Genomic DNA, 23,362 nt, shown 5'->3' with positions numbered 1-23,362 from the left:
GCCGCTGGCCGGCATCCACCGCACCCTGCCACCTCAGCCCGCGTTCAAGCGCTCGCCGGTCTCGGCGTCGAAGAAGTGCAGCCCCTTCGGGTGGATCGCCACGCGGATGCTCTCGCCGACCTGCGGCAATGCCTGCGGCGCCACGCGCATCACCAGCGCCTGGCCGCCACGGGTCATGTTGACGAAGATCTCGTTGCCGACCGGCTCGATACCGTCGATGGTCGCCTCGAAGCCCGTCGCATCCCCCGCCGCCGCCGGCTGCAGGTGCTCCGGGCGCACGCCCACCGCAACGGTCCTGCCGATCCAGGCCGGATCGACCGTCGCCTGGCCCAGCGGCGCGGTCAACTGCGCTTCCTGCACCGCGATGCCACTGTCCGTGCGCTGCAGCGTGCCGCGCAGTACATTCATCGCCGGGCTGCCAAGGAAGCCGGCCACGAACAGATTGGCCGGGCGGTCGTACAACGCCATCGGCGTATCGATCTGCTGGATCACGCCATCCTTCAGCACCACGATGCGCTGGCCGAGGGTCATCGCCTCGACCTGGTCATGGGTCACGTAGATCATCGTGGTGCCCAGCTTGCGGTGCAGCTGCGCGATTTCGGTGCGCACGCTGTGGCGCAGCTTGGCGTCCAGGTTGGACAGCGGCTCGTCCAGCAGGAACACGGCCGGCTCGCGCACCAGCGCACGGCCCAGCGCCACGCGCTGACGCTGGCCGCCGGACATCGCCTTGGGCAGCTTGTCGAGCATGTCCGTCAGGCCCAGCGTCTCGGCCGCTTCGCTGACCCGCTTGCCGATCGTCGCCTTGTCGTGGCCGCGCAGCTTCAGGCCAAAGGCCAGGTTCTCGGCCACGGTCATGTGCGGGTACAGCGCATAGCTCTGGAACACCATGGCGATGTCGCGGTCCTTGGGCGCCACGTCGTTGACCACCCGGTCACCGATCGTCAGCGTGCCGCCGCTGATCTCTTCCAGGCCGGCGACCATGCGCAGCAAGGTCGACTTGCCACACCCGGACGGCCCGACCAGCACCATCAATTCACCATCGGCCACTTCGAAGGTCGCGCCCTGGACGGCCACCTGGCCGTTGTCGTAGACCTTGCGCACGCCCTGCAACTGCACTTTTGCCATATCACCCATTCCAGTCCGCCCGCTGCCGGGCTGTTGTGCGGAACTGCCTTCGGCCCTCCCGATGGCAGGTCGATGGCGTGGTGCCGCATGACGGCGACCACTGCAATCGAATACAGTCTGCTCATTCTGCCATGTAAACGTTTTCACGTGGCAGTATCCGTTGGTCGGTCATGACCGCGACGCGTCGGGGAGTCCACAGTCTCCCGATCCGCCCGCAACATGCCCCATGATGCGCAGGCGCGTGCCTGTTCATGTTGCCTCTGCAACATCGGACATCACGCCCGGCGAGACCCCCGAGAACATAGACGAGAAGCGATTGACAACGATGTCACCCGGATCTGAAACTCGAGCGATGCACGACACCCTCTTCCTGTTCGGCGCCACCGGCGACCTGGCCCAGCGCTACCTGTTCCCCTCCCTGCTGCGCCTGCTGGGCGACGGCCTGCTGGCGGAAGATTTCAAGATCCGTGCGCTGGCCCTGTCCCCGCACGACACCGAGGGGTTCCGCGAGATCCTGCGGCCGCGCCTGCAGCAGGCCATGCCGATGGCGAGCCAGGACGACATCCATTCGCTGCTGATGCGCATCGATTACCGCTCGGTGGACCTGCGCAACCCGGACTCGGTGGCCGAGTCGGTCAGCGACCTGGTCGACCGCCACTGCGTGAGCTACCTGGCCATCCCGCCGGGCCTGTACATCTCCACCTGCGAAGGCCTGGCCAAGGGCGGCGCCCTGGCCGCACCGCACCGGTTGATGCTGGAAAAGCCGATCGGCAGCGACAGCGCCAGTGCCGAGGAGATCATCTCCACCATCGGCCAGTGGATCGACGAAGACCGCGTGTTCCGCCTGGACCACTACCTGGGCAAGGCCGCGGTGCAGAACCTGATCGCGCTGCGCTTCGGCAACACGCTGCTGGAAGCGGTCTGGAACCGCAACTACATCGAGTCGGTGCACATCCTGGTCGCCGAGAGCGAAGGCGTGGATGGCCGCGATGCCTATTACGCCCGCTCCGGCGCGCTGCGCGACATGGTCCAGAGCCACATCCTGCAGCTGCTGTGCCTGGTGGCGATGGAGCCGCCGGCCTCGCTGGAAGCCGACCGCATCCGCGATGAGAAGGTCAAGGTGCTGCGCGCCCTGCGCCCGCTCGACGCCAAGCACGCCGCGCGCGACAGCGTGCGCGGCCGCTACACCGCCGGCACCATCAACGGCCAGCCCGCCCAGGCCTACCAGCCGCCGGAAGGCAGCGACGTGGAAACCTTCGCCGGCGTCACCGCGCATATCGACAACTGGCGCTGGTCCGGCGTGCCGTTCCACCTGGTCACCGGCAAGCGCCTGGCCGAGCGCACCACCCGCGTGGTGGTTACGCTCAAGCCGGTCACGCATTGGCTGTTCGAGCGGCCGCATCGTCGCAACGCCACGCCCAACCGCATCGTCTTCCAGCTGCAGCCGCAGGAGAACATCGAGCTGGGCCTGATGAGCTCGCTGGCCGGCCCGGAATGGGGCGCGCTGGAACTGCATCCGCTGGAACTGGAACTGTCCGTGCCCACCGGCCTGCACCGCCGCATCGCCTACGAGCGCCTGTTCCTGGACGCCTTCAACGGCAACCACGCGCTGTTCGTGCGCGACGACGAAGTGCGCGCCGCGTGGGCGTGGATCGACAGCGTCAGCGATGCATGGAAGGCCGCCAGCCTGCCGTTGCAGCCCTACCCTGCCGGCGAATGGGGCCCGGCCGAGGCCGCTGGCTTCCTGCCCGCCGAAGTCGATGCCGATGCCGGCCGCAAGGACGGCAACGCATGACGCTGCAGAACCAACCGGTCCTGGTCGCCGATATCGGCGGCACCAACGCCCGCTTCGCCCTGGCCGACACCAGCCTGGACGCACCGCTGCAGCAGGACAGCATCCGCGAATTCGCGGTCGCCGAGTTTCCCTCGCTGGGCGAGGCGGCACAGCACTACCTTGAACAGGTGGGTGCACAGGCCACCCGCGGCGTGTTCGCCGTGGCCGGGCGCGTGGACGGCGACGAAGCGCGCATCACCAACCATCCGTGGGTGATCTCGCGCAGCCGCACCGCGCACATGCTCGGCTTCGACGAGCTGCACCTGATCAATGATTTCGCCGCGCAGGCAATGGCCATCTCGCTGCTGCAGCCGCAGGACGTGGTCCAGGTCGGCGGCGCGGCGTGGGTACCCGGCAAGCCCGGCCAGTCGCGCAACTACGCGGTGATCGGGCCCGGTACCGGGCTTGGCGTGGGTGGCCTGATCCTGCGCCACGGGCGCTGCTACCCGCTGGAAACCGAGGGCGGCCATGTCAGCTTCCCGCCCGGCACGCCGGAAGAAATCCGCATCCTGGAGATCCTCTCCGAGCAGTTCGGCCGCGTCTCCAACGAGCGCCTGATCTGCGGCCCGGGCCTGGTCAACATCCATCGCGCGGTCTGCGAGATGGCCGACATCGATCCGGGCCAGCTGCAGCCGGTGGACGTCACCGCCCGTGCGCTGCACGGCGACCCGCAGGCGATGCGCACGGTGGACGTGTTCTGCGCGGTGTTCGGCGCGATCGCCGGCGACCTGGTGCTGATGCAGGGCGCTTGGGATGGCGTGTTCCTGACCGGCGGCCTGACCCCCAAGATGCTCGACTCGCTGCAGCATTCCGGCTTCCGCCAGCGCTTCGAACACAAGGGGCGCTTCTCCTCGATCATGGCCCGCGTCCCGTCGCTGGCGGTGATGCACCCGCATGCGGGCCTGCTCGGTTCGGCCGCCTACGCTGCCGATGTCGAGCGCGACCTGCAAGGAATCAACGCATGAACACGCTGGACACCTCCGATCGCTTCACGCTGATCCGCCACGGCGATGCCGATGGCTGGATCGAGGCCATCGCCGCGGAAATGGCGCAGGCGCTCAACCAGGACATCACCACCTTCGGCCGCGCGCGCATGCTGCTGTCCGGCGGCACCACGCCGGCGCCGGTGTACCAGGCGCTGGCCGAACTGGACGTGCACTGGGACCGCGTTGAAGTGAGCCTGGTCGATGAGCGCTGGCTGTCGCCGCAGGACCGCGACAGCAATGCCTGGCTGGTCCGCGAGAGCTTCCTCGCGCGTGCCGAAGGCGCGCATTTCGATCCGCTGGTGCGGGTCGGCAAGCCGCTGCCCGAATGCGTCTACACCGCCAACCTGCAGGCCCAGCACAGCCAGGCGCCGTGCCTGAGCGTGCTCGGGATGGGCAACGACGGGCACACCGCCTCGCTCTTCCCCGGCTCCCGCGACCTGGCCCGCGCACTGGAAAGCACCCTGCCCTACGCCGCACTGGACGCCACCGGTTGCCCCGGTTCCAACCAGTGGCCGCTGCGCATCACCCTCACCCCGCACGGCCTCAAGCAGAGTCGCCAGCGCCTGTTGCTGCTGCGTGGCAAGCAGAAGCTGGAAGTGCTCAAGCAGGCGCTGGAAAGCAACAATCCGCAGCTGTATCCCATCCTCAACGCGATCGATCTCGACGGCGCCAAACTGCGCGTCCACTGGTGTGACTGATCTCCTCCGGTGTTGTTCCGTTCGCCTTCTCATAGCCGGTAGCCAATGAGCCTGCATCCCCAACTCCATGCCATCACCCAGCGCATCGTCCAGCGCAGTGTCGCCTCGCGCGCCGCCTACCTTGCCGGGATCGATGCCGCGCTGCGCGACGGCCCGTTCCGCTCGCGCCTGAGCTGCGGCAACCTCGCCCATGGCTTCGCTGCCTGCGGCCCGACCGACAAGTCGCGCCTGCGCGGCGGCGTCACCCCCAACCTGGGCATCATCACCGCCTACAACGACATGCTGTCGGCGCACCAGCCGTTCGAGCACTACCCGGAGATCCTGCGCCAGGTGGCCCGCGAGATGGGCGCCACCGCGCAGGTCGCCGGCGGCGTGCCGGCGATGTGCGACGGGGTTACCCAGGGCCGCGGCGGCATGGAGCTGTCGCTGTTCTCGCGCGATGTGATCGCCCAGTCCACCGCGATCGGGCTGAGCCATGACATGTTCGATGCCAGCGTCTACCTCGGCGTGTGCGACAAGATCGTGCCGGGCCTGCTGATCGGCGCGCTGGCGTTCGGCCACCTGCCGGCGATCTTCCTGCCGGCCGGGCCGATGACCCCGGGCATCCCGAACAAGCAGAAGGCCGAAGTGCGCGAGCGCTACGCCGCGGGCCTGGCCACCCGCGAGGAACTGCTGGAAGCCGAGGCGGCCTCCTACCACGGCGCCGGCACCTGCACCTTCTACGGCACCGCCAACTCCAACCAGACCCTGCTGGAGGCGATGGGCGTGCAGCTGCCGGGCGCGTCGTTCGTCAATCCGGACACGCCGCTGCGCGACGCGCTCACCCGCCGCGCCGGCGAGCGCGCCCTGGAAATCAGCGCGCTGGGCGATGACTTCCGTCCGCTCGGCCGGCTGATCGACGAGCGCGCGATCGTCAATGCGGTGGTCACTTTGATGGCCACGGGCGGCTCGACCAACCACACCATCCACTGGATCGCAGTGGCGCGTGCGGCCGGCATCGTGCTGACCTGGGACGACATGGACCAGCTCTCGCAGCTGATCCCGCTGCTGGCCCGGGTGTATCCGAACGGCGAGGCCGACGTGAACCGTTTCGCCGCTGCCGGCGGTACCGCGTTCGTGTTCCGCGAACTGATGGACGCCGGGCTGATGCACGCCGACCTGCAGACCGTGGCCGAAGGCGGGATGCGCCAGTACGGCCAGGAGCCGGCCCTGCGCGAGGGCACCCTGACCTATGTCGACGGTGTGCGCGAAAGCGCCGATCCCGGCGTGGTGCGTGGCGTGGCCGAGCCGTTTGAAGCGCAGGGCGGTCTGCGCCTGCTGCGCGGCAACCTGGGCCGGTCGCTGATCAAGCTGTCGGCGGTGAAGCCGGAGTTCCGCACGATCGAGGCGCCGGCCGTGGTGGTCGATGCGCCGCAGGTGCTCAACAAGCTGCATGCCGCCGGTGTGTTGCCGCACGATTTCGTGGCGGTGGTGCGTTACCAGGGACCGCGTGCGAACGGCATGCCGGAACTGCATTCGCTGGCGCCGCTGCTGGGGCTGCTGCAGAACCAGGGGCGCCGGGTGGCGCTGGTGACCGATGGGCGTCTGTCGGGCGCGTCGGGCAAGTTCCCGGCGGCGATCCACATGACGCCGGAAGCCTCGCGCGGCGGGCCGCTGGCACGGGTGCGCGAAGGCGACATCATCCGCCTGGATGGTGAAGCAGGCACGCTGGAGCTGCTGGTGGATGCGGCGGAATTCGCCGCACGCGCGCCGGCACCGAACACGGCACCGGCGGCCAACGACCTGGGCCGCAACCTGTTCGCGCTGAACCGGCGCGTGGTGGGCCCGGCCGACCAGGGCGCGATTTCGATTTCGTGCGGGCCGGCGACGGCTGACGGCGATATCTGGAATTACGACGCCGAGTACGACCTGGGCCGTGATGCTGCTGCTGCGGCGGCGCCCCATGAGAGCAAGGACGCCTGAGGCAAACGCAGCGGTGGGTTGTCCTGGCCGAGGCAGCGGTTGGCCCTGATCAGGACACGTCGTCACCCCCTCCATGGGGGCTCGCAAGCGGCTTGCGCGTGTACGCGATCCTGCGCGCACGGCACGGCCAGGGTTGGGTGTCCTGACCAACCGGCCCGACGCCTGCGTCGGGCCCATGCCGCTTGACGGTCCCGACCAGGGCGATCCGCGGCCCTCGGACACATTCCGGCGCGTCGTTTGCGCTGCAGTCACTGAAAAGAGAGAACGAACACATGAGCATCGCCGAACACCAGAAACGCGCCGAATCCCTGCTGCTTGCCGCTGGCATCCTGCCGGTAGTGACGGTGCATACCCTCGATCAGGCCCGTGCGGTCAGTGCCGCGCTGCTGGAAGGTGGGCTGCCGGCCATCGAGTTGACGCTGCGCACGCCGGTGGCGATGGAGGCGTTGGCGATGCTCAAGCGCGAGCTGCCCGATGTGGTGGTGGGTGCGGGCACGGTACTGACGGTGGAGCAGATGCAGCAGTCGATCGATGCCGGCGCAGACTTCCTGGTGACGCCGGGCACGCCGGCGCACATGGCCGATGCGCTGGCGCAGGCGCCGCTGCCGGTGGTGCCCGGTGCGGCCTCGCCCACCGAGATGCTGGCGCTGTATGCGCGTGGTTTCCGGGTGTGCAAGCTGTTCCCGGCCTCGGCCGTGGGCGGGCTGGCGATGATCAAGGGCCTGGCCGGGCCGATCCCGGACCTGAAGCTGTGCCCGACCGGCGGCATCACCGAGGACACCGCGGCCGAGTACCTGGAGCAGAAGAACGTGGTCTGCATCGGCGGCTCGTGGATGGTGCCGGGCAACTGGATCGAACAGGGCCAGTGGGACAAGGTGCGCGAGAGTGCGGCGCAGGCGGCCAGGATCGTTGCGCGGGTGCGCTCGCACTGAGGCCTGCATCGGGGCGCGGCCACGCAGGGCGTGGCTCCACCCATGACATAAAAAACGCCCGGGCATGCCCGGGCGTTTTTTTGAGTGCACCTGTCGTCGGCGGTTACATCGGGCGCGCCGGATCCACCAGGCCGTACTGGCTGGCCATGCGCGCCAGTGCGATGTTGTCGTGGATGCCCATCTTCTCGAACAGGCGCGCCTTGTGCGTGTTGACGGTCTTGGCGCTCAGGCTCAGGCGCTTGGCGATGTCTTCCTGGCGCAGGCCCTGGGTGAGCAGCAGCGCCACTTCCAGCTCGCGCGGGGACAGGGTGTCGAACGGCGACTGGCTGCCTTCCACATTGGACAGCGCCAGGTTCTGCGCGATGCTGCTGCCCAGGTAGCGTCGGCCCATCGCCGCGTCGCGCACGGCACGCAGCAGTTCCTGCGCATCGCAGCCTTTGCCGATATAGCCGGACGCACCGGCCTCGAGCAGCCGCTTGGGCATGGGGCCATCTTCCAGCACCGATACGATCACCACGCGGGTGCCGTGGTCGCCCCGCACCACCCGTTCGGTGACTTCCATCCCGCTGACGCCCGGCAGGTGCAGGTCGCACAACACCACGTCCGGTCGCAGCTGACGGATGTCAGGCAACGCATCTTCACCGGAGTCCGCTTCACCGACTACCTCGATATCGGTCTCGTTGGACAGGATCATCTTCATGCCGGTTCTCACCAGCGCATGATCGTCCACCAGATACACTCGAATCGTCATCCACGCACCTCTTCAAACGCTGCGAACGGGGGCAAGCCTAGCCGCGGGGGTGCGTGATAACAAGGACATGTCCCCCCTGTCGGCGCGTTCTGGTGCCCGCATCACACCCATGCTTGCCTGCCCTTCCCCTAAGCCTTTCACCCCAGGCTTTATCGGTTTACTACACCTATCAGTGTACGCCTGCGGGGAGTGGCGCAATCGGCGCGCCCGCGTCCGCCTGGCTCAGCGCAGGTGCCGCCAGGGGCCCCCGCGTCGAAACATGACCAGGAAGCACCCTACCACCCAAACCAGCGCCGCACACCACCCGGCCAGGATGTCCGACGGGTAGTGCACGCCCAGGTAGACCCGCGACACGCTGACCAGCAGGCTGAACGCAGGCGCCAGCACCAGCACTGGCCAGCGCCAGCGGGTGTTCCAGGCCAGCAGCACCACCGTGACCGCCAGGGTCATCGAGCCCATCGCGTGGCCGCTGGGGAAACTGAATGTGCTTTCCGGGGCGATCGATTCCCACAGGCTGGGCCGGTCGCGCTGGAAGAACTGCTTGCTGCCCATGTTCAACAAGGCCGAGCCGACGAAGCAGATCGCCACGAAACTGGCCTCGCGCCAGCGCTTGAGCGCCAGCAGCACGGCGACGATCAGCACGTCGACCGGGATCAGGAACCACTCATAGCCCAGCTTGGACAGCAGCACGAAAAAGCGGTCCAGCCCCGGCGAATGCAACCCGTGCAGGGTCCACAGAAGCGGCGCGTCGAAATAGAACGACTCCAGCTCATGCACTTCATCGGCCAGGGCCACGAAGGCGGCCAGCGGCAGCAGCACGCCGACGAACAGCAGCACGAAACGCCAGGCGTTCTGGGCCATCCAGTGGCGGAAGCCGGCGGCCGGCTCGGGTGCGGCCAGCGGCGCGGGCTTATCCGACGCTGCGGACATACTTGCGTTCGACGTAATCGTCGATCAGCGCCACGAACTCCTGGGCGATGTTGTCGCCGCGCAGCGTCACGGTCTTTTCGCCGTCCACGAAGACCGGCGCGGCCGGCGTTTCGCCGGTGCCCGGCAGCGAAATGCCGATGTTGGCGTGGCGCGATTCGCCCGGGCCGTTGACGATGCAGCCCATCACCGCCAGGGTCATGTTCTCCGCGCCCGGGTGGCTCACCTTCCATTCCGGCATCTTCCCGCGCACGTGGTTCTGCACCACCTTGGCCAACTCCTGGAAGAACTCGGAGGTGGTGCGGCCACAGCCCGGGCAGGCCGTGACCAGCGGCGTGAAGGCACGCTGCCCGGTGGTCTGCAGCAGTTCCTGGGCCACGATCACCTCGGCGGTGCGCGACTGCCCGGGTTCCGGGGTGAGCGAAATGCGGATGGTGTCGCCGATGCCTTCCTGCAGCAGCACCGCCAGCGCCGCCGAGGAGGCGACGATGCCCTTGCTGCCGATACCGGCTTCGGTCAGGCCCAGGTGCAGGGCGAAGTCCGAGCGCTGGGCCAGGTCGCGGTAGACCGCGATCAGCTCCTGCACGCCACTGACCTTGGCCGAGAGCACGATGCGATCGCGCGGCAGGCCCAGTTCGACGGCGGTATGCGCCGAGTCCAGCGCCGAACGGATCAGCGCCTCGCGCAGCACCCGGCCAGCATCCCAGGGCTGCGCCCGCTGGCTGTTCTCGTCCATCAGGCGCGCAGCCAGCGACTGGTCCAGCGACCCCCAGTTGGCGCCGATGCGCACCGGCTTGTCGTAGCGGATCGCGAACTCGATCAACTGCGCGAACTGGGTGTCCTTCTTCTTGCCGAAGCCGACGTTGCCGGGGTTGATCCGATACTTGGCCAATGCCTCGGCGCAGGCCGGCTCCTGGGTCAGCAGTTGGTGGCCGTTGTAGTGGAAGTCGCCGATCAGCGGGACCTCGATCCCCATCATCCGCAGCTTTTCCACGATGCGCGGGATCGCCGCGGCCGACTCGGGGTTGTTGACGGTCAACCGCACCATCTCCGACCCGGCCCGCCACAACTCGGCGACCTGCTTGACGCTGGCGGCCACGTCGGCGGTGTCGGTGTTGGTCATCGACTGCACCACCACGGGCTGGCCTCCCCCCACCACCACCCCGCCAATGCGGACGGCCTGGGTCTGGCGGCGGGCCCACACGGTGGTGTCGGAGGGTTGGGTCGGTTGGCTGACGGCGTCGTGCATCCCGGCATTTTACCGCGCCGGGCGCGCCGGTGGTGACTGCCTTGAAGCACGACTCATCTGCGGTTTTCCCCGTCACCCGTCGTCGCCCGACCTCACACGCGGCGCAGACGGGCGCCCTCAAAACCGACGGCAGCGCCGAGCCTGCCCAGCCCTCCCCATGCCGCCCCTCCTTCCCCCCATCCTTCCCCCCATCCTTCCCCTTCTCCTTCTAATTCACCCTGCCCTTCCCCTTCTCCTTCCCCTTCTCCTTCCCCGTGCCCTTCCCAATCCCACTGCCGTTGCCGTTGCCGTTGCCGTTGCTCCCCCCCCTTGCGCACCGACCCACTGAAGGGGGTGGGTGCGGGTGGCGTTGCGGGACCGTTTTGCGCCATGGATGGCGCAAAAAGAGCCCCCAGGGAAGGGTTCACGGCGTGTCCCGCAACGCCACCCGCGCCCACCCCAGCCAGCGCAGGCCCGCACTCGCGGCTTCGGCTCTCAAGCTCCAAAACCCCCAAACCCCAAAGCCCGCAGAAGCCTTTAAAAAAACCAAATCCCCCCCGATGCGGCCGATTGTCGCAGGCAGGTCGCGCGCCGAGCGCATAGCATGTGCGTCATGACCGGTACCGACGCCCCCTTCCTCCGTACCCTGTGCAGCCTGCGCTGGCTCGCCGTGGCCGGCCAGGCGGCCACCATCCTCGTCGCCACCTCCGTACTCGGCCTCGAACTCCCGCAACGCCCCCTCTGGGCCGGCGTCGCCGCACTGGCCCTGTTCAACCTCTACGCCCAACTGCGCGTACACCACGCCGACACCGCCCCGGTCACCGCGTTCGGCCACATCCTCGTCGACGTCATCATCCTCACCTGGATGGTCGGCTGGAGCGGCGGCATCGGCAACCCGTTCGGCTCGCTCTTCCTCATCCTGATCGCCCTGGCCGCGCTGGCCCTGCCGCTGCGCTGGACCCTCGCAGTCGCCGCCACCTGCCTCGTCGGCTACGCCGCCAGCGGCATCTTCGGCCTGCCACTGCCGGCCGGCTACTTCACGGCCATGCAGATGCACCAGTGGGGCGTGGTGTGCAATTTCCTGCTATCGGCCACCGTCGTGCTGGTGTTCGCCACCCGCCTGGCGATCGCCCTGCGCCAGCGCGAGCACGAACTGGCCATGCTGCGCGAACGCTTCGTCCGCAACGAAGGCATCGTCGCGCTGGCCACCCATGCCGCCTCCGTCGCCCATGAACTCAACACCCCGCTGGCGACCATGACCCTGCTCGCCGACGACATCGCCGACCAGGCCGACAGCCCGGAAGTGCGCGAAGACGTGGACACCCTGCGCGAGCTGCTGGTGCAGTGCCGCGAACGGGTACTGGCGCTGGCACGCCCCGCCGCCGGCGATGCGCCCGGTCGCGAGGTCGTGACCCTGCCGCAGGTGCTCGAGCAATGGCGGCTGGTGCGCCCGACCATCACCCTCAAGCGCAACGACGACGCCCCGCTGAAGCTGCCGCTGGACCCGGGCATCGGCCACCTGCTGATGGTGCTGCTCAACAACGCCGCCGACGCCGGCGAGAAGGCCGAGCGCCCGCAGGTCGACCTCACCCTGCGCATCGAAGGCGATGACCTCATCGGTGAAGTGCGCGACTACGGCCACGGCTTCGACGCACGCCAGGCCGTCCTGCCCGGCACCCTGTTCAACAGTGGGAAGACCCAGGGCATGGGCGTCGGCCTGGCCCTGTCCCATGCCACCATCGAACGCCTGGACGGCGAGCTGTGGATGCGCCCGGCCAATGGTGCCGGTACCCGCGTCGGCTTCCGCCTGCCCCTGGCCTCCCAGGAGACCTCCGCATGACCACGCCCCCCCTGCCCGCCGCCAGCCATGGCCTGCTGGTTGATGACGACGAACTGTACCTGCGCACCCTGCAGCGCAGCCTGGCCCGCAAGGGCCTGGAAACGGTAACGGCCAGCGACATCGCCTCGGCGCTGATGCTGGCCCGCCAGCAACCGCCCGCCTATGCGCTCATCGACCTGAAACTGGGCGCCGAATCGGGCCTGTCGTTGATCCAGCCGCTGCGCGCCCTGCGCGAAGACATGCGGATCCTGCTGGTGACCGGCTACGCCAGCATCGCCACCGCGGTGGAAGCGATCAAGCTGGGGGCCGACGACTACCTGCCCAAGCCGGCCACGGTGCCGATGATCCTGCGCGCGCTCGGCGAGGAAGACGATGGCCCGGCCGATGATGGCGAACTCGAGCCACCGGATGCGATGACCCCGATCAGTCGCCTGCAGTGGGAACACATCCAGCAGGCAATGCATGAAACCGGCGGCAATGTGTCGGCCGCGGCGCGGCTGCTGGGCATGCACCGCCGCTCGCTGCAGCGCAAGCTGGCCAAACGCCCCAGCCCGGAACGCGACCCGACCCGGTGATGCCGGCCGTTGGTTGGCTGCGGAAACACCGGTAATGCCGACCGTTGGTCGGCTGCTCCTCACCGCAACGTTCAACCCCGCGCGCTGCGCGCGATAGCCGACCAACGGTCGGCTGCGGAAACATCGGTAATGCCGACCAACGGTCCGCGCGCAAACACCGGTAATGCCAACCGTCGGTCCGCTGCGCGAACACCGGTAGAGCCGACCGTTGGTCGGCTGCTCTTCACGGCAACGATCAACCCCGCGCGCTGCGCGCGATAGCCGACCAACGGTCGGCTCTACATCCCTGCAGCCGATCAACAGTCGGCTGCGCAAACATCGGTGATGCCGACCATTGGTTGGCTGCGTGAACACCGGTAATGCCGACCGTCGGTCCGCTGCGCGAACACCGGTAGAGCCGACCGTTGGTCGGCTGCTCTTCACCGCAACCATGAACCCCTGCGCGCTGCGCGCGATAGCCGACCAACGGTCGGCTCTACATCCCTGCAGCCGACCAGCGGTCGGCTCTACGCGCGGTCAGGCGGTCAGGCGTCCCAGGAGCTCCAGCGTCACCGGGTCGGTGATCGCGTGCGCCTCGCCCTGCAGCGCCGGCAGCAGCTGGCTGGCCAGCTGCTTGCCCAGCTCCACGCCGAACTGGTCGAAGGCGTTGATGTTCCAGATCAGCGACTGCACGTACACCGCGTGTTCGTACATCGCGATCAACGCGCCCAGGGCCTGCGGGGTGAGCGCGTCGAGCAGGATCAGCGTGCTCGGGCGGCCACCGGGATACTCGCGGTGCGGATCGTCGCTGCCCTGGCCGTTGGCCAGCGCTTCGGTCTGCGCCAGCAGGTTGGCCATCAGCGCCTGGTGGTTGACCACGTAGGGATCATCGTTGCGCACGCAGCCGATGAAATCGGCCGGGATCACGCTGGTGCCCTGGTGCAATGCCTGGAAGAAGCTGTGCTGCACGTCGGTGCCCGCCCCGCCCCACCACACCGGCACGGTGTCGCTGGCGACCGGGCGGCCATCGAGCTGCACGCGCTTGCCCAGGCTTTCCATCACCAGCTGCTGCAGGTAGGCCGGCAGCAGCGCCAGGCGCTGGTCGTAGGTCATCACCGCATGGGTGGCGTGGCCGAGCAGGTTGCGGTTCCAGATGTCGGTCAGCGCATGCAGCACCGGCAGGTTCTGGTCCAGTGGCGCGGTCAGCGCGTGCTCGTCCATCTGCGCGGCACCGGCCAGCAGCTGCTCGAAGCGCTCGAAACCGATCGCCAGCGCGATCGGGAAACCGACCGCCGACCACAGCGAATAGCGCCCGCCCACCCAGTCCCACATCGGCAGCACGCGGCCGGCGGCGATCGAGAACGCCTTGGCCGCACGCTCCGGGTTGGCACTGACCGCGTACAGGCGCTCGCTGCCGCCCAGCCAGTCATGCAGGATCTGCCCGTTGAGCAGGGTTTCCTGGGTACCGAAGGTCTTGGAAATCAGGATGCCGGCGGTCGTGGCCGGGTCCAGCGTGGCCAGCGTGCGCTGCATGGCGGCGCCGTCCACGTTGGAGACGAAATGCACGCGGAAGCGCGCGCCGGTGACCGGGCGCAGCGCATCGGCGACCAGGCGCGGACCGAGGTCGGAGCCGCCGATGCCGACGCTGACGATATCGGTGACGCCGGTTTTTTCCAGCGCGGCGATCAACTCGCCCATCTGCGCACGCACCGTGGCGGCGGTGGCGAATGCCTCGCCCGCGACCGGTGCGCCGCTGAGGTCGCCGCGCAACGCCGTGTGCAGCGCGGCGCGACCCTCGGTCACGTTGACCGTCTCACCGCGGAACAGGCGCTGGACGCCGCCGGCGACATCGCGCTCGGCGGCCAGTTGCAGCAGTGCGTCCAACGCCGCGCGGTCGTACTTCTGCCGCGCGAAATTGACGTACAACGGACCGACCCGCACGCCCAACGTTCGTGCCCGCTCCGGTTCGGCGGCGAGCAGCGAAGGGATGCTCGCGCCACGCAGGCGCTGGGCATGAGGATGAAGCGGGTCGAATCCGTTGTGCTGTGTCATGCGGCCTGGGTCGGGATGCTGTCGTTGGTGTGGGAGATCTGGTTGTTGCCGTCCACATATACCAACTTCGGCTTGAAGCTGTCAGCTTCTTCTTCGCTCATGCTGGCGAAGGCGGCGATGATGATGATGTCGCCCACCTGCACGTGGCGCGCGGCGCCACCGTTGAGCGAGACCACGCCGCTGCCGGCTTCGGCACGAATGGCATAGGTGGAGAAACGCGCACCGTTGGTGACGTCCCAGATGTGCACCTGTTCGAACTCACGGATGCCGGTGGCCAGCAGCAGGTTGTCATCGATGGCGATGGAACCCTCGTAGTTCAGCTCGGAGTGAGTGACGGTGGCGCGGTGGATCTTGGTCTTGAGCAGGGAAAGGTGCATGGCACGGGACAACGGTAAAGGAAAGGGAAATTCTAGCACCCGCCGGATCGGCGGCAGGTCCTGACCGCCCGGCCCGGTGCGGGCGCTGCCGTTCATTCAGCCAGGCGGGGGCTCCCCGCCCTTGCAGGGCCTGCGCTGCGCCCGTCGGACCACCCGGCCTCACCCGTCGCCGGCCACCGGTGCGCCGTTCTCCGGCGAGGCCGGCTGGCCGACCTCGGCCAGGAAATGGCCGATGATCGCCTCCAGCGCGTCGGCCGGGTCGGCGCTGCCGCGCAGGCCGGCGATGCCTTCGGCCAGCTGTCGGGCGGTATCGGCCAGGATCATCCCCCAGGCCCGCTCTTCCGCAATGCCCAGCGAGGCCTCGTGCAGGCCGATCTTCATCGAACACTGCAGGCCGCGCGCGGCGATCCACACCCGCAGCATCTCCACGGCGTGGTCGTCGGCGAGCGCGGCCGCGGGAATGGGGCGTTCGTTCATCGGGTTTCCGGGGCGGGCCCTCAGAACTCCAGGTTGTCGATCAGGCGGGTGGTGCCGATGCGCGCGGCGATCAGCGCCACCCGGGTGCCATCATTGGCATCGGCCGGCTCGGACAGGTCCGGCAGGCGCAGCACGGCGTAGTCCACCTGGAAGCCGGCGGCCTGCAGCGCCGCCGTGGCATCGGCCTCGATCACGCTGCGGGTCTTGCCGGCGATGAAGCCCTCGCGCATGCCCAGCAGCACCTGGTGGATGCGGGTGGCGACCAGGCGCTGCTCGGCGTTGAGGTACTGGTTGCGCGAGCTCATCGCCAGGCCGTCGGTTTCACGCACGATGTCGCCGCCGACGATCTGGATCGGGAAGGCCAGGTCCTCCACCATCTGGCGGATCACCGCCAGCTGCTGGTAGTCCTTCTTGCCGAAGGCGGCCACGTCCGGCTGGACCTGGTTGAACAGGCGCGAGACCACCGTGCACACGCCATCGAAATGGCCCGGCCGGTGTGCGCCCTCAAGCAGGCCGCTGATGCCCGGCACGTTGACGCTGGCGGCCAGCGCCACCCCGAACGGGTACATCGACTCCACCGTCGGCAGCCACAGGACGTCGCAGCCGGCCTGCTCCAGGCCGGTGGTGTCGGCCTCGGGCGTACGCGGGTAACGGGTGAAGTCTTCGTTCGGGCCGAACTGGGTCGGGTTGACGAAGACACTGGAGACCACGCGGTCGGCGTACTGCCGCGCCAGCGTGACCAGCGAATAGTGGCCCGCATGCAGGTTGCCCATGGTGGGGACCAGCGCGACGCGCAGGCCCTCGCGCTTCCAGCCGTTGACGATGGCGCGCAGGCGGGACAGTTCGGTGACGGTGTCGATCATGAGGCGTAGGCGTGTTCTGCGTCGGGGAAGGAGCCGTCGCGCACGGCGTCGGCGTAGGCACGGACGGCACCGGCCACCGAACCGCCTTCGGCAAGGAAATCCTTGACGAACTTGGGTCGACGGTGGCCGCTGTCCAGGCCGAGGAAATCATGCAGCACCAGCACCTGGCCATCGCACTGCGGGCCGGCACCGATACCGATGGTGGGCACGCTCACCTCGGCGGTGACCTGCGCGGCGACCGGCGTGGGCACGCACTCGAGGACGATCAGGGTGGCGCCGGCGGCGACCGCGGCCTTGGCGTCCTCGCGCAGCTGCTGGGCGGCATCGCCACGCCCCTGCACGCGGTAACCCCCCAGGCGCAGCACAGACTGCGGGGTCAGCCCGAGGTGCGAGCAGACCGGGATCTCGCGCTCGACCAGGTAGCGGATGATGTCCAGCTTGAAGCCGGCGCCCTCGATCTTGACCATCTCCGCGCCGGCCTGGAGCAGGCGCAGCGACGCATCCAGCGCGCGTTCGGGGGTGGCGTCGGCGCCGAACGGCAGGTCGGCCACCAGCAGCGCGCGTTGCAGCACGCGGGCGACCGCGCGGGTGTGGTAGACCATGTCGTCGGTGGTCACCGGCAGGGTCGAATCATGCCCCTGCACCACCATGCCCAGCGAGTCGCCGATCAGGATCAGGTCCACCCCGTTGGCATCGAACGCCCGCGCGAATCCCGCGTCGTAGGCGGTCAACATCACCAGCTTCTGCCCGTTGCGCTTGGCCTCGGCCAACGCCGGGACGGTCCAGGGCTTGCTGTCTGCGTGGGTACTCATGAGCTGATAACCGGTGGCGATAAGCCCCGCATTATCCCCCTATTGGCGCGATCCCGCAGGCCTCGACCCGCATCACAGCATCCCGCACGCGACCCCGTCCCGGAATCACCGCCTCCGGGGCGATCTCGGCCAGTGGCAACAACGCAAACGCGCGCTCATGCAGGTAGGGATGCGGCACCTGCAACTGCGGCAGGTCGATCACCTGTTCGCCATACAGCAGCAGGTCCAGGTCCAGCGTGCGGGGGCCCCAGTGCACGCCGGGCGCGCGGACGCGGCCGAAGCCGCGCTCGATCGCCAGCAGTGCGTCCAGCAGGTCCGCACCGGACAGCGTGGTCTCCAGCAGCGCGGCGGCATTGACGAACGCCGGCTGGTCGAGGTTGCCCCAGGCCGGCGTGCTGTACAGCTGCGAGCGCGCCCGCAAGGTGGTATGCGGCAGCGCGGCCAGCGCCTCGAAGGCATCGCGCAGGGTCTGCGCGGCGTCGCCGAGGTTGGCGCCCAACCCGATGCAGGCCGTGGTCACCGCTTACTCGCCTGCAGCAGCCCCGCCCGGCCGGCGGCGGCGGCGGCGACGCTTGCGCGGCGCGCCGTCTTCGCCTTCGCCATCGGCCTGCGCGGCATCCAGCGCCGAATCCAGCTCCGGGCCGGACTGCAGCTGGGCCTCGCGCCAGAACTCCACGTCGGCGGTGTGCTCGCTGGAGGCGACCTGGCGCAGCACCAGGAAGTCATAGGCCGCGCGGAAACGCGGGTGGGTCAGCGTGCGGATCACGCGCTTGCGCTGGCGCGAGCCGAAGCGACCCTGCAGCAGCCAGATCTCCTGCATGGGCAGCGAGAAGCGGCGCGGCAGCGCGATGGTGGTCAGCTGGTGCAGGGTGACGCGGTCGGCCGCGCGTCGCTGCGCCTCTTCCAGCGCCACGCCCTGCTTCTGCAGGCTGGCCAGGGCGCGGCAGAATGCCGGCCACAGCAGCAACGCGAACAGGAACGACGGCGACACCGGTTCGTCGTTGGCCACGCGCAGGTCGGTGTTGTGCAGGCCCTCGATGACCATCCGGCGCAGCGCACCGCTGCGGTTGCTGCGCAGCGCCGCGGCGCTCTCGGGGAACATCACGTCGAGCAGGCCGTAACGCTCCAGCCCTTCGAAGCTGGCCACGCCGTGCCCGGACAGGAACAGCTTGAGCACTTCCTCGAACAGGCGCGCCGGTGCGGCTTCGCCGAGCAGGTTGGCCAGCCGCGGCAGCGGCTCGGCACTGGCGTCGTCGATCTGGAAACCGAGCTTGGCGGCCAGGCGCACCGCGCGCAGCATCCGCACCGGGTCTTCCTGGTAGCGCTTTTCAGGATCGCCGATGAGTTTCATCAGGCGCGCCTGCACGTCTTCGAAGCCGCCGGTGTAGTCGCGCACCGAGAAGTCCTCGATCGCGTAATACAGGGCATTGCAGGTGAAGTCGCGGCGGATCGCGTCGTCCTCGATGCTGCCATAGACGTTGTCGCGGACCAGCATGCCGTTTTCCATCTCGCGGTCGCCGCTGCCGTCATCTATGTTGGCGCGGAAGGTGGCCACTTCGATGATCTCGCGACCGAACACGACATGGGCCAGGCGGAAGCGGCGGCCGATCAGGCGGCAGTTGCGGAACAGCGCCTTGACCTGCTCGGGCGTGGCATCGGTGGCCACGTCGAAGTCCTTGGGGTTGCCGCCGACCAGCAGGTCGCGCACGGCGCCCCCGACGAGGTAACCGGCGAACCCGGAATCACGCAGCCGGTACAACACGCGCAGGGCGTTGGGGCTGATGTCCTTGCGGGAGATGGTGTGCTGGTCGCGCGGAATCACGCGCAGGCTGAACGGTGATGTAGCAGAAGAATTGATGTTGGCGCTTCCGGTTGAGTTTTCGGGATTGCCCAATGGCATCTAGGTCCATATACTAGCGCGCTGCGCAGTTCGCGACAAAGCCTGCTCCCTTCGTCTAGAGGTTAGGACGTGGCCCTCTCAAGGCTAAAACAGGGGTTCGAGTCCCCTAGGGAGCACCAGTCGCGGTGCAGAAAGCCAAAAACCCCGCCCCGGCGGGGTTTTTGCGTTGCAGGCCGGGCCCGGCTCATCCCTCCATCTGCTCCAGCTCCTTGCCCTTGGTCTCGCGCACGTACCGCAGCACGAAGACGATCGAGACCGCCGCTGCCGCCGTATAGATGCCATACGCCCCGGCCAGGCCGATCCCGGTCAGCAGCACCGGGAAGCTGACGGTAATGGCGAAGTTGGACGTCCACTGCGCCGCGCCGGCCACCGCCAGGCCCGAGCCGCGGATCTGGTTGGGGAACATCTCGCCCAGCATCACCCACATCACCGGCCCCCAGGACATGTTGAAGAACACCACGTAGACGTTGGCCGCGACCAGCGCCAGTCGGCCCATCCCATCGGACAGCTGCAGCCGCCCGCCGTCCAGGGTGCCGCTGGCGAAGGCCACGGTGACCAGGGCAAGCGACACGGCCATGCCCAGCGAGCCGATCCACAACAACGGCCGCCGCCCGATGCGGTCGATCAGCACGATGGTCAGCAGGCACGCCCCGATGCTCAGCGCCCCGGACAGCACGTTGATCAACAGCGCGTCGTTCTCCGAGAAGCCGACCGCCTGCCAAAGCACCGCACCGTAGTAGAAGACCACGTTGATCCCGACCAGCTGCTGGAACACGGCCAGGCCGATGCCGATCCAGACAATCCGGCGCAGCCGCCCGCTGGCCGTGTCGAGCAGGTCCGAGAGCCGCGGGCGGTGCGCCTCGCCGGCCAGCGACCCGTCGATCTCGGCCAGTTTGGCCCTCGCCTCGTCCGGTCCGTACAACCGAGTCAAGACCGCCATCGCCTCGTCCTGCCGGCCCTTCACCACCAGATAGCGCGGACTCTCGGGAATGCGCAGCAGCAACACCAGGAACAGGCCCGAGGGCAGCGCCTGCATCCAGAACATCCAGCGCCAGGCTTCCTGCCCCAGCCACAGCGGCTCGGTCGAAGCCCCGGCGGCGCGCGCCAACAGGAAGTTGCTGAGGAAGGCGCAGAACAGCCCGCTGATGATCGCCATCTGCTGCACCGTGGCCAGGCGCCCGCGATAGCGCGCCGAGGCGACCTCGGCGATATAGGCCGGCGACATCACGCTGGCCGCGCCGACCGCGAAGCCCCCGATCACCCGCGCCAGCACGAATACCGCCGAACTGTGCGCCGCGCCGGCCCCCAGCGCGGACAGCAGGAACATCACTGCGGCGATGATGAGCACCCCGCGCCGGCCGAGCTGATCGCCGAGCCGCCCGGCGAAGAACGCGCCGAACGCGCAGCCGAGCAGCATCGATGCCACTTCGAAGCCGATCCCGGCCTGGCTGGACTGGAAGGTCTGCTTGAGCCCGTCCACGGTGCCATTGATCACGCCGCTGTCGAAGCCGAACAGGAAGCCGCCAATGGTGGCCACGCAGCTGATCAGGACGATGAAGCCGGTGTTCTCGCCGCGGGCGACGGATCGGGGAAGCGCTGTGGACATGGACGCACCTTGCCGGGGAAGGGGGACGGCCGCCAACCGCGCGACCACGGGATGGCCGCAGCGTCGCACAGGTCCGCCCCGCAACACCATGCCGCCCAGCCAGCATGGCCCGGGAACGACGCTCGCTGTCGCGCCGCGCCCGATCCCCACGATCCGTTGCCATCAACGCTGGCAGAATGCCCGACCCGCCGCCGCCTGCCCCGCCCTGATGACGCCTGCCATTTCCGCCACCCCCTCCCTGCTGGTCGACAGCCGTTGTACCCATGGCGAAGGCGCGCTGTGGTCGCCGCGCCGCCAGTGCCTGTTCTGGGTGGACATCAGCGAGCGACGCCTGTGGCAGTACCTGGCCGCCGATGGCAGCCGCCGCCACTGGGACCTGCCCGACCGCCCCGGCTGCCTGGCCGAGGGTGAAGACGGGACGCTGCTGCTCGCCCTGGCCGGCTCGCTGCAACGCGCCGACATCGATGCCGCGGACGGCACCCTGGCGCTGCAGTGGCTGGCCGATGTGCAGCCGGAGCACCCGGACACGCGCAGCAACGATGGCCGCACCGACCGCGCCGGCAACCTGGTGTTCGGCACCATGAACGAAGATCCCGCGCGCGAACCGCTGGGGCGCTTCTACCAGTACAGCGCGCGCCACGGCCTGCGCCCGCTCGACCTGCCCGGCGTGGTGATCCCCAACGCCATCTGTTTCAGTCCCGATGGCGGCACGATGTACTACTGCGACTCGGTGCGCCCGGAAATCTGGTGCTGCGACTACGACCCCGCGCTGGCGCGTTGCCACCGCCCGCGCCTGTTCGCGCGGCTGGAGGACCGCAGCTGGGAACCGGACGGCGCCATCATCGATGCCGAGGGCAGCCTGTGGAATGCGCAGTGGCGCGCTTCGCGCGTGGTGCGCTACGGCGGCGACGGCCGGATCGAGCGGATCGTGCCGATGCCGGTGACCAACCCCACCTGTGTCGCCCTGGGCGGAGCCGACCTGACCACGCTCATGGTGACCAGCTCGCGCCTGGACCACAGCGCCGAAGCGCTGGCGGCCAGCCCGCATGCCGGCGGCGTGTTCGCCATCGAAACCGGCCTCGCCGGCCTGCCCGATGCCCCGTTCCGCTGGTGATCGCGGCCGGCCACCCCCTCCGTTGCAGCGCCAAGTGAGATCCAATCCCGCGCCGACGCCCAACCTGTTCTAGAATTGTCCGGCTTACTGTCGGATTCAGATCCAGCCATGCCTTTTGTCGTCACCGAAAACTGCATCAAGTGCAAACACACCGATTGCGTGGAAGTGTGCCCCGTGGATTGCTTCCATGAAGGCCCGAACTTCCTGGTGATCGACCCGGACGAGTGCATCGACTGCACCCTGTGCGAACCGGAATGCCCGGTCAACGCGATCTTCCCCGAAGACGACGTGCCCGCCGGGCAGGAAGTGTTCGTGGGGCTCAATGCCGAACTGGCCAAGGCCTGGCCGGTACTGACCGTGCGCAAGGACCCGCCCGCCGACGCCGGCGACTGGGACGGCAAGCCGGACAAGCTGCCGCTGCTGGAGCGCTGAGCGACGCAGCGTGCGGCACTGAAAAAGGGCGCCATGGGCGCCCTTTTTCATGTCCGGTAGCGCCGAACCACGCTCCACTACCCCAATCCGGTAGAGCCGAGCCATGCTCGGCTGGCCGATCCGGTAGCACCGAGCCATGCTCGGCCACCCAAATCCGGTAGAGCCGAGCCATGCTCGGCTGCCCCAATCCGTTCGGGTGGCCGGTCCTGAAGCAGCCGAGCATGGCTCGGCTCTACCAACGGGCCTGATCGCGGCGCGCTGCGAGCATGGCTCGGCTCTACCAGGGGGCCCGATCGCGGCGCGCTGCACCCCGGATCGCGGCCACGGACCCGGACAACAACCAGGTCCGCAAGCCCTCTTACGGCGCCAGCTTCGCCTTCAGCTCGGCCAGCAGCTTGGTCGGGGCGGCGCCGGTAGCCGGCAGGCCACGCGGATCGACCGCCGAGACGTAGGCGCCCGCTTCCACGCCGACGACGCGGACCAGGAAGTCGCTGCCTTCATAAGCCACGTCGTAGGAGCCCAGCAGCTGGGCCTTGCTGGCGATCTTCACGCCGGCCACGCCTTCCAGCGCGGTGCCGACCTTGCCGAACACCTCGTCCTTGCTGCCCGGCACGGTGAAGCCGGCCGCGTTGGCCTGCGACGCAGCAGCCGCCGGTGCCGCGGGGCGGGCCTGCGAGGCCAGCGCCGGGACCTGGGCGGCCGCGCTGCTGCCGGGCACGTTCAGATCCGGCGGGACTTCCAGCGGACGCATTTCCGGGGCCAGCGCATAGTCGCCCTTGGCGCCACGCTTGAAGCAGCCGGTGGTGCCCACCAGGGTGGCGGTGGCCAGAATCGCGAAGGACAGCACGCGGAGGGCGGAAACGGATTGACGCATGTGAATCTCCTGGGTGAC

General features: G+C 68.6%; 22 protein-coding genes and 1 tRNA gene. 10 read left to right on the top strand and 13 right to left on the bottom strand.

The genetic code is table 11. The annotated features are described in order from the left end of the window. Positions 1-33: 33 nt before the first annotated feature. On the bottom strand, positions 34-1,125 hold the full coding sequence (locus tag AC06FD_RS09890) for an ABC transporter ATP-binding protein (protein WP_259204751.1): 1,092 nt from the start codon (positions 1,123-1,125) through the stop codon (positions 34-36). Positions 1,126-1,477: 352 nt separating this feature from the next. Here AC06FD_RS09890 and zwf point away from each other — a divergent pair, with 352 nt between their 5' ends. From zwf to AC06FD_RS09865, 5 genes are all read left to right on the top strand, one after another. Further along, entirely contained in the window at positions 1,478-2,920 is a 1,443-nt protein-coding gene (zwf, locus tag AC06FD_RS09885) for a glucose-6-phosphate dehydrogenase (RefSeq protein ID WP_259204743.1), read from the top strand. Next, positions 2,917-3,924 (top strand): glucokinase, encoded by a 1,008-nt coding sequence (gene glk / locus AC06FD_RS09880; protein WP_394164429.1) that lies wholly within the window; start codon positions 2,917-2,919, stop codon positions 3,922-3,924. The genes zwf and glk overlap by 4 nt, the downstream gene beginning before the upstream one ends. After that, positions 3,921-4,643, top strand: coding sequence for a 6-phosphogluconolactonase (gene pgl, locus AC06FD_RS09875; RefSeq protein WP_394164430.1), 723 nt, complete (start codon positions 3,921-3,923; stop codon positions 4,641-4,643). Before glk ends, pgl begins: the two co-directional genes overlap by 4 nt. A 45-nt stretch (positions 4,644-4,688) precedes the next feature. Next, positions 4,689-6,605, top strand: coding sequence for a phosphogluconate dehydratase (gene edd / locus AC06FD_RS09870; RefSeq protein WP_259204716.1), 1,917 nt, complete (start codon positions 4,689-4,691; stop codon positions 6,603-6,605). A 272-nt stretch (positions 6,606-6,877) separates the two neighbouring features. Next, on the top strand, positions 6,878-7,537 hold the full coding sequence (locus AC06FD_RS09865; RefSeq protein WP_478047764.1) for a bifunctional 4-hydroxy-2-oxoglutarate aldolase/2-dehydro-3-deoxy-phosphogluconate aldolase: 660 nt from the start codon (positions 6,878-6,880) through the stop codon (positions 7,535-7,537). 103 nt (positions 7,538-7,640) lie between these two features. Here the strand turns inward: AC06FD_RS09865 and AC06FD_RS09860 are convergent, their stop codons facing one another. From AC06FD_RS09860 to ispG, 3 genes are all read right to left on the bottom strand, one after another. Continuing rightward, the gene (locus tag AC06FD_RS09860) at positions 7,641-8,288 is read right to left on the bottom strand and encodes a response regulator (protein WP_259204704.1); all 648 of its coding nucleotides are present in this window, start codon (positions 8,286-8,288) and stop codon (positions 7,641-7,643) included. Between the two features lie 222 nt (positions 8,289-8,510). Continuing rightward, on the bottom strand, positions 8,511-9,218 hold the full coding sequence (locus AC06FD_RS09855) for a phosphatase PAP2 family protein (protein WP_259204688.1): 708 nt from the start codon (positions 9,216-9,218) through the stop codon (positions 8,511-8,513). Next, positions 9,199-10,464, bottom strand: a complete 1,266-nt coding sequence (gene ispG, locus AC06FD_RS09850) for a flavodoxin-dependent (E)-4-hydroxy-3-methylbut-2-enyl-diphosphate synthase (protein WP_259204687.1) — start codon at positions 10,462-10,464, stop codon at positions 9,199-9,201. The genes AC06FD_RS09855 and ispG overlap by 20 nt, the downstream gene beginning before the upstream one ends. A 592-nt stretch (positions 10,465-11,056) precedes the next feature. On the opposite strand from ispG, the gene AC06FD_RS09845 reads away from it, so the two are divergent. Both AC06FD_RS09845 and AC06FD_RS09840 read left to right on the top strand, forming a co-directional pair. Beyond that, on the top strand, positions 11,057-12,283 hold the full coding sequence (locus tag AC06FD_RS09845; protein WP_259204686.1) for an ATP-binding protein: 1,227 nt from the start codon (positions 11,057-11,059) through the stop codon (positions 12,281-12,283). Next, positions 12,280-12,858: a response regulator transcription factor gene (locus tag AC06FD_RS09840; protein WP_259204679.1), complete on the top strand. Its 579-nt coding sequence runs from the start codon at positions 12,280-12,282 to the stop codon at positions 12,856-12,858. The genes AC06FD_RS09845 and AC06FD_RS09840 overlap by 4 nt, the downstream gene beginning before the upstream one ends. A 516-nt stretch (positions 12,859-13,374) precedes the next feature. Here the strand turns inward: AC06FD_RS09840 and pgi are convergent. The 7 genes from pgi to pcnB form a co-directional block, all read right to left on the bottom strand. Beyond that, entirely contained in the window at positions 13,375-14,889 is a 1,515-nt protein-coding gene (pgi, locus tag AC06FD_RS09835; protein ID WP_394164431.1) for a glucose-6-phosphate isomerase, read from the bottom strand. Then, positions 14,886-15,266 (bottom strand): aspartate 1-decarboxylase, encoded by a 381-nt coding sequence (gene panD, locus AC06FD_RS09830; RefSeq protein WP_394164432.1) that lies wholly within the window; start codon positions 15,264-15,266, stop codon positions 14,886-14,888. The genes pgi and panD overlap by 4 nt, the downstream gene beginning before the upstream one ends. Before the next feature lie 159 nt (positions 15,267-15,425). After that, positions 15,426-15,743, bottom strand: a complete 318-nt coding sequence (locus AC06FD_RS09825; protein WP_478077657.1) for a DUF5076 domain-containing protein — start codon at positions 15,741-15,743, stop codon at positions 15,426-15,428. 20 nt (positions 15,744-15,763) lie between these two features. Further along, the gene (gene panC, locus AC06FD_RS09820) at positions 15,764-16,606 is read right to left on the bottom strand and encodes a pantoate--beta-alanine ligase (protein ID WP_478077656.1); all 843 of its coding nucleotides are present in this window, start codon (positions 16,604-16,606) and stop codon (positions 15,764-15,766) included. Beyond that, positions 16,603-17,418 (bottom strand): 3-methyl-2-oxobutanoate hydroxymethyltransferase, encoded by an 816-nt coding sequence (gene panB / locus AC06FD_RS09815; protein WP_259204664.1) that lies wholly within the window; start codon positions 17,416-17,418, stop codon positions 16,603-16,605. Before panB ends, panC begins: the two co-directional genes overlap by 4 nt. A gap of 31 nt (positions 17,419-17,449) precedes the next feature. Continuing rightward, on the bottom strand, positions 17,450-17,938 hold the full coding sequence (gene folK, locus AC06FD_RS09810) for a 2-amino-4-hydroxy-6-hydroxymethyldihydropteridine diphosphokinase (RefSeq protein WP_478077655.1): 489 nt from the start codon (positions 17,936-17,938) through the stop codon (positions 17,450-17,452). Between the two features lie 3 nt (positions 17,939-17,941). Further along, entirely contained in the window at positions 17,942-19,312 is a 1,371-nt protein-coding gene (pcnB, locus tag AC06FD_RS09805) for a polynucleotide adenylyltransferase PcnB (protein ID WP_394164463.1), read from the bottom strand. Positions 19,313-19,362: 50 nt separating this feature from the next. Here pcnB and AC06FD_RS09800 point away from each other — a divergent pair. Beyond that, a tRNA-Glu gene (locus tag AC06FD_RS09800) sits at positions 19,363-19,437 on the top strand. Positions 19,438-19,502: 65 nt separating this feature from the next. Here AC06FD_RS09800 and AC06FD_RS09795 read toward each other — a convergent pair. Beyond that, positions 19,503-20,924, bottom strand: a complete 1,422-nt coding sequence (locus tag AC06FD_RS09795) for a sugar porter family MFS transporter (protein ID WP_478077654.1) — start codon at positions 20,922-20,924, stop codon at positions 19,503-19,505. 208 nt (positions 20,925-21,132) lie between these two features. Between AC06FD_RS09795 and AC06FD_RS09790 the strand changes: the two genes are divergently transcribed. Both AC06FD_RS09790 and fdxA read left to right on the top strand, forming a co-directional pair. After that, positions 21,133-22,038 (top strand): SMP-30/gluconolactonase/LRE family protein, encoded by a 906-nt coding sequence (locus AC06FD_RS09790; protein ID WP_478077653.1) that lies wholly within the window; start codon positions 21,133-21,135, stop codon positions 22,036-22,038. 108 nt (positions 22,039-22,146) lie between these two features. Further along, positions 22,147-22,470, top strand: a complete 324-nt coding sequence (gene fdxA / locus AC06FD_RS09785; RefSeq protein ID WP_259204648.1) for a ferredoxin FdxA — start codon at positions 22,147-22,149, stop codon at positions 22,468-22,470. Between the two features lie 358 nt (positions 22,471-22,828). On the opposite strand, the gene AC06FD_RS09780 is transcribed toward fdxA, so the two are convergent. Further along, a complete protein-coding gene (locus tag AC06FD_RS09780) occupies positions 22,829-23,344 on the bottom strand; it encodes a hypothetical protein (protein ID WP_259204646.1) in 516 nt (171 codons plus the stop codon). Positions 23,345-23,362: the final 18 nt, after the last annotated feature.

The sequence above is a fragment of the Stenotrophomonas sp. Steno-Z1 genome, from assembly GCF_056393175.1.
The sequence above is the reverse complement of the archived record's forward strand: the minus strand, read 5'-3'. Positions and strand labels throughout refer to the sequence as shown.